This window comes from Natronorubrum halalkaliphilum, assembly GCF_009834785.1.
Taxonomy (GTDB): Archaea; Halobacteriota; Halobacteria; order Halobacteriales; family Natrialbaceae; genus Natronorubrum; species Natronorubrum halalkaliphilum.
The window spans coordinates 77,144-83,554 of the sequence record NZ_WUYX01000028.1; the positions used below are offsets into that span (position 1 = coordinate 77,144).

At 61.8% G+C, this 6,411-nt stretch carries 6 protein-coding genes; all 6 read left to right on the forward strand.

The genetic code is table 11. The features are described 5' to 3' along the window. Nucleotides 1–11: 11 nt before the first annotated feature. The 6 genes from GS429_RS09230 to GS429_RS09255 all read left to right on the forward strand — a co-directional run bounded on the left by GS429_RS09230 (nucleotide 12) and on the right by GS429_RS09255 (nucleotide 6,223). Nucleotides 12–1,001 (forward strand): ABC transporter permease, encoded by a 990-nt coding sequence (locus GS429_RS09230; protein WP_160064845.1) that lies wholly within the window; start codon nucleotides 12–14, stop codon nucleotides 999–1,001. Next, a complete protein-coding gene (locus GS429_RS09235; protein ID WP_160064847.1) occupies nucleotides 998–1,993 on the forward strand; it encodes an ABC transporter permease in 996 nt (331 codons plus the stop codon). The genes GS429_RS09230 and GS429_RS09235 overlap by 4 nt, the downstream gene beginning before the upstream one ends. Further along, complete coding sequence (locus GS429_RS09240; protein WP_160064849.1) at nucleotides 1,990–3,273, forward strand: ABC transporter ATP-binding protein; 1,284 nt, start codon at nucleotides 1,990–1,992, stop codon at nucleotides 3,271–3,273. Before GS429_RS09235 ends, GS429_RS09240 begins: the two co-directional genes overlap by 4 nt. Then, nucleotides 3,270–4,592, forward strand: coding sequence for an ABC transporter ATP-binding protein (locus GS429_RS09245; RefSeq protein ID WP_160064851.1), 1,323 nt, complete (start codon nucleotides 3,270–3,272; stop codon nucleotides 4,590–4,592). Before GS429_RS09240 ends, GS429_RS09245 begins: the two co-directional genes overlap by 4 nt. A gap of 184 nt (nucleotides 4,593–4,776) precedes the next feature. After that, nucleotides 4,777–5,142 carry a DUF7344 domain-containing protein gene (locus GS429_RS09250; protein ID WP_160064853.1) on the forward strand — a complete coding sequence of 122 codons (366 nt, stop codon included), beginning with the start codon at nucleotides 4,777–4,779 and terminating at the stop codon, nucleotides 5,140–5,142. 160 nt (nucleotides 5,143–5,302) lie between these two features. Then, nucleotides 5,303–6,223: a DMT family transporter gene (locus GS429_RS09255; RefSeq protein WP_328821319.1), complete on the forward strand. Its 921-nt coding sequence runs from the start codon at nucleotides 5,303–5,305 to the stop codon at nucleotides 6,221–6,223. Nucleotides 6,224–6,411: the final 188 nt, after the last annotated feature.

Genomic DNA, 6,411 nt, shown 5'->3' on the forward strand with positions numbered 1-6,411 from the left:
GACAGATTCCAATGACGATGGGGAAATTCCTTATACGACGGCTACTACAGGGTATCTTCGTTATCTGGGGAGTGATCACGATCATGTTCGGTCTCCGAGCGGTTTCCCCCGGAGATCCGGCGACCCTGATGCTCGGCGAAGGCGCGACACAGGAACTCATCGAGCACGTCCGTGAACAGGAAGGGTTGAACGAGCCGATTTACGTCCAGTACTTCGATTACCTCCAGGGAATGGTCGTCGGCGACTTCGGGTACTCCTGGATATCGAACAGAGAAGTGGAGGCGATGGTAATAGAGCGCATTCCAGCGACGGTGGAACTCGCCGTGGCCGCGACGGTCGTCGCGATCGTCATCGCGATTCCGCTGGGCGTGATTTCGGCAACGCGGCGGAACGAATCCGCCGACTACGGAGCGACGCTGTTCTCGCTACTTGGCATCTCGACGCCTAACTTCTGGCTCGGGCTCATGCTGATCCTGATTCTGGGCGTCTGGGCCGGCATCTTTCCGACCGGCCGTCGACCAGTTGGGTTCGCCGAAGCGGTCATGACGCTCGTACAGCACGGATCGCTCTACGATTTGGGTATCTGGCTCCAGTACATCACGCTTCCGGCGCTCACGCTCGGAACGTACTTTACGGCGCTTATTACTCGTCTTACTCGAAGCGGTATGGTGGACGAACTCGGCAAGCCCTACGTCACCGCAAGTCGGGCGAAAGGACTGCCGTCGGTACTCGTTCGGTACAAACACGTTCTTCGTAACACGATGATCCCGATCATTACCGTCCTCGGCCTCCAGATGGGGACCCTGTTGGGCGGTGCGGTTATTACGGAAACAGTGTTCAACTGGCCGGGGCTCGGGCTTCGGCTCATCGACGCGCTGAACGCGCGTGACTGGCCGCTCATGCAGGGGATCGTCGTCTTCATCGCCATCGCGTTCGTGTCGATTAACATTATCGTCGACTCGCTGTACACCTACCTCAACCCGCAGGTGAGAGAAGAATGATCTCAGACCGAGTCAAATCGAATCTCAAACAGACGTTCTCCGAGAGTTTGTTGCCGAAACTCGGACTGCTACTGCTCGTCTCGATCGTCTTTATGGCGATATTTGCACCCGTGTTGGCCACCCACGATCCAACACGGACCGGCCACTACAGCGATCAGGGGACGGCGTATCCGCCGCTCGGACAGGACCTGACGACCCAGATCGCACAGGACGGTGACATCGTCGAAGTGACGGTCGAGCCGACCAGCGAGCACATCCTCGGAACGAACAACGTCGGTCAGGACGTCTATTCCCGATTCCTCTATGGGGCGCGGGTTTCCTTGATCGTCGGACTGCTCGGAACGAGTATGGCACTGGCGATCGGCGTCCCGTTCGGACTCGTCGCCGGATACTACGGCGGCCGGGTCGACGACGCGATGATGCGCATCGCGGATATCATGCTCGCGTTCCCGGCCCTCGTCCTCGCACTAGCCTTGATCGGCGTGTTCGGCCAGACACCGATTCAGGTACCCGATCCAATCGTGTTAGCCGGCCTCGCCGACGGAATGCCCGAATCCATACCGATACCGGGAATGGTTACGCTCGTCGTCGCACTCGTCACCTGGGTCTGGTTTGCACGCGTCGCTCGCGGGGAAGCGTTGTCCATACGGAACGAAGAGTACGTCAAAGCGGCAAAGAGCTTCGGAACGAGCGATCGGACGATTCTGCTCAAACACGTGCTCCCGAACAGCCTCACACCGATAATCGTCCTCGCGACGATTCAGGTTGCAGTAATCATCCTGCTCGAGGCCTCGCTGGCGTATCTCGGATTCTCCGGGACGACGCTGTCGTGGGGGTACGAAATCGAGCGCGGACAGGACTATCTACGGACCCGCCCCTGGATCTCGATGCTTCCGGGGATCGGAATCGTCCTGGCGGTGATTAGCGTCAACCTGCTCGGCGACTGGTTCCGCGACGCACTGGATCCGAACATCGAAGGAGAAGGACGATGACAGAGGATATACTTCGCGTACACGACCTTTCGACGCGGTATTTCACGCAGGACGGACAGGTAAATGCGGTCTCGAATCTCGATCTTCGGATCGAACGCGGCGAGGTCTTCGGGATCGTCGGGGAAAGCGGCAGCGGCAAGAGCGTTACTGCCCGATCGATCATGGACCTGATCGAGCCGCCGGGAGAGATTACCGGCGGCGAGATCAAGTACCGGAACGGAGAGTTTGCCGAGACAGTCGCCGACGAGCACCCGAACGCCGTCAATGGGGAGTTCGTCAACCTCCTCGAGCTTCCCCCGAACGTTCGACAGTCGCTCCGGGGGACGTCGTTCAGTATGATCTTCCAGGACCCGGAGAGCAGCTTCAACCCGACGCTCACGGTCGGCGAACAACTCGCCGAAGCCGTCGAGGTCCAGCGGCGGGCCAGCGCCCGTCCGCGGTCGACTCGTGCCCGGACGCAGTCCGAGGAGTATTCGCTCGGGAACTTCCTTCTCTCGACGGTCCTTCCGTCCCAGAAGTATATCACCGAGGAAAGCCGCGAACGAGCCATCGAACTCCTCGAGTTGGTCGGCATCCCCGACCCGGTCGAACGGGCCGACGAGTACCCTCACGAGTACTCCGGCGGGATGCTCCAGCGGGCGATGATCGCTCAGGCGCTCGCCGGAGAACCCGACGTGTTGGTCGCTGACGAGCCAACGACGGCACTCGACGTGACGATTCAGGCGCAGGTGCTCGACCTGCTCGATGAGCTTCAGGAAGAGACCGGGATGACGATTCTATTGATCACGCACAATCTCGGCGTCATCGCCCGCATGTGCGACCGCGTCGGCGTGATGTACGCCGGCGAAATCGTCGAACGGGGCAGCCTCGAGGACGTTTTCGACGAACAGGTCCACCCCTACACGCAGGGGCTGCTCGGCTCCGTCCCCGATCTCGAGGGAGCGACCCGCAGACTCCAGCCGATTCCCGGAAACGTTCCGAGCTTGCTCGATCACGAGATGGACGATCGGTGCTACTTCGCCGATCGGTGTCCGAAGGCCATGGAAGACTGTCTCGAGCATCCGCCGGAGTTCGAGGTACCGGGAAGCGACGATCACGAAGTTCGGTGTGTTCTCGCGGAGATGGAGTACGCCGAGTCGCGGGCGGTACCCGACGACCACTTCTCGGAGACGAGTCGGACCGCCGCGGATAAACACGCGGACCCCGATCGGACCGAAGACGACGTACAACCACAACGAGCGGAACAACCGGTCGACGACTCGGGAGGTGATCGCCTATGAGTCGCCGGTCGGGACGGCCGCTCGTTCAGGTCGAGGACCTGCAGAAGTACTTCTGGGAGAACGACTCGATCCTCGATCGCCTGTTCGGGGACGACCCGGTTCCAGTTCGCGCTGTCGACGGCGTGAGCTTCGACATTCACGAAGGCGAGACGCTGGGCCTCGTCGGCGAATCCGGGTGCGGGAAATCGACGACCGGAGAAACCCTGCTTCGGCTGCAGGAGCCGACCGACGGACACGTCACGTTCGACGGTCACGAGGTCTACGACCTCGGTGGCGACGAACTGACGGCGTTCCGACGGGAAGCACAGGTCGTCTTTCAGGACCCGTTCTCGAGTCTCGATCCCCGGATGACGATCGGCGAGACCATCAGACAGCCGCTCGAGGTCCACGACATCGGGACCGACGACGAGCGCCGGGAACGCGTCCGCGATCTCGTCGAACGAGTCGGGCTTTCGCCCGACCAACTCGATCGGTACCCCCACGAGTTCTCCGGCGGCCAGCGCCAGCGTATCGGGATCGCCCGAGCGCTGGCCCTCGAGCCGGAGTTCATCGTGCTGGACGAACCGACGTCGGCGCTCGACGTTTCGGTGCAAGCCCAGGTGTTGAACCTGCTCGACGACCTGCAAGACGAGTTCAATCTCACCTACCTGCTGATCAGCCACGATCTCTCCGTGATTCGGCACGTCTGTGACCGCGTCGCCGTGATGTACCTCGGAGAGATCGTCGAGATCGGTCTCGTTGACGAACTGTTCGAGAACCCCGACCACCCCTACACGCAGGCGCTCCTCGAGAGCGTCCCCCGCGCTTCGACCGACGAACGCGATCGGGACAGGGAAACCCTCGCCGGCGACGTCCCTTCGCCGCGGGATCCGCCGAGCGGCTGTCGGTTCCGGACCCGGTGTCCGATGGTCATCCCGCCCGAAGACCTCGAACTCGAACAGGAGACCTACCGCGAACTGATGAGCCTCCGCGAGCGCATCGAGCGCCGGGACATTTCGCTCGAGTCCGTCGGCGACGACGGCCAGTTCGACGCCGACGACGGCAGCGTTCCGGACGAAGACGTCCCGGCGTTCATCGCGGCGGTGAAGGAGCGGTTGCTCGACGTACCGTTGCCACCGCGCCACGACGCGATCGTCGAGGAGGCGCTCGCGGAATTAGCCGCCGAAAACTGGGAAGCGGCCGCCGAACGGTTGCGAACGGAGTACGAAAGCGTTTGCGAACGGGAGTCTCCGGACCTCGGAGAACAAGCCCATCCGGTCGCCTGTCACCTCCACGGTACAGCGAGCGAGCGGACCGCCGAACCGGATTCCTGGACGTAACGGTTCGGCGACCTCGAGCCCCTCGAGGACACGTCGGCGTTCATGAACGAGTGGTACCTGCTCCCGAAACAGTTGAAATCAGCGCTAACGGCCCTTCTGTAGCCGGGTTTTGCAGATCAATCGAATTGGGAAGCCAATCTGTGTTGGCAGCAGGTGTAATATCACTGGGTTCCTTTCCCGGTGTATGAACGACGCGAGCGCGAGTCGGATGGAAGCAGCCTGTAGCCTTCTCTCGGAATCCGAACGCCGGTTCCTGCTCTATCAGTTGTCCGAACAGCAGGACGCGAACCTCGAGGACGTCGTGACCCAGATTGCCTCCTGGGAGTTCGATATGCATCCGGATCGGATCGACAAAGAGACCAGACAGCGAGTCTACGTTTCGCTGGTCCACAACCACCTCCCGCGGCTTTCGGATCACGGTATCATCGAGTACGATCTCCGGAGTGGCGATATCGTCCTCGGCGAGGGGTTCGACGACGTCAAGCCGCTGCTCGAACAGTTCAAACAGACCGAGGAACTGCCCGAAATCCGGCAGCTTCCGCCGCTCTGAGCTGTCACAGTCGCTCTTTCATCCCGCGATTTGCGGTTCGACTACCGACGGTCACGTTCGGTCGTCCGACCGTCCGATCGGCGTACGGCAACATCCTTCGACAGCCCTGTCGGAACTTCTGAACCGAAACACGTAGGACCGTACTGGCAAGACTGTCGATGTGAGCCGGTATCGAAACCTCGTGCTCTTCCTGTCGCTCGCGGCGATCTGGGGTACATCGTTCGTCGCGATCAGCGCAGGTCTCGAGCACTTTCCACCCGTTCTGTTCGCGGCGCTGCGATACGATATTGCGGGCGTGATCATGCTCGCGTACGCGGCCTACGCCGTCGACGACTGGCGGCCACGCGGTCGCGACGAGTGGGGACTCGTCGTCGTCGGCGCCGTGTTGTTGATCGCGGCCTATCACGCCTTCCTGTTCATCGGACAGCAGAACACGACGGCCGCTGCGGCCGCGATCGTCGTGAGCCTCTCGCCGGTCCTAACAACCGGGTTCGCGCGGTTGCTCGTCCCCGCCGACGCGCTCTCGCGGGTCGGTGTCGTCGGCCTCCTCGTCGGCCTCCTTGGCGTCGGCGTCATTGCGCAACCGGACCCGTCCGATCTCCTCGCAACGGAGGTAATCGCGACGCTGTTGGTCTTCTGTGCGGCGGCCTCGTTCGCACTCGGGAGCGTCCTGACGCGCAGTATCGACGCGACGCTCCCGATCGAGACCATGGAGGCCTGGTCGATGCTCGGCGGTGCTCTCCTGATGCACGCGCTCAGTTTCGGGCTGGGCGAACCACTCGAGCCGTCGGCGTGGACCAACCCCGAGGCGCTCGGTGCGCTTGGCTATCTGGCGCTACTCGCGAGCGCGCTCGGCTTCCTGCTGTACTTCGATCTGCTCGAGCGACTGGGTGCCGTCGAAATCAATATGGTCTCCTACGTCGCGCCGGTCTTCGCCGCGGTAGTCGGCTGGCTCTACCTCGGAGAAGGTATCGATACGACGACTATCGTGGGCTTTGGCCTCATCGCGATCGGGTTCGTCCTGGTCAAGCGCCAGGCGCTGCGGGACGCGTTCGGGAACGCCAGAGGACGCGCCGAGTGAGCGAGCGATGATCCAAGTCGCCCGAAACGGACTGCTGTCCCGAGGTACCGGAACAACCACGGGGGCTGTGGTGCGCCGGTACTGACTTACTGACTTACAGGAAACTGCTCTGTTGAATAGCGATCTAATCCGCCGATATCACTAGCTTAGAAGGATGAAGCCGAGGAATTCGATTCTGTCTATGGAAA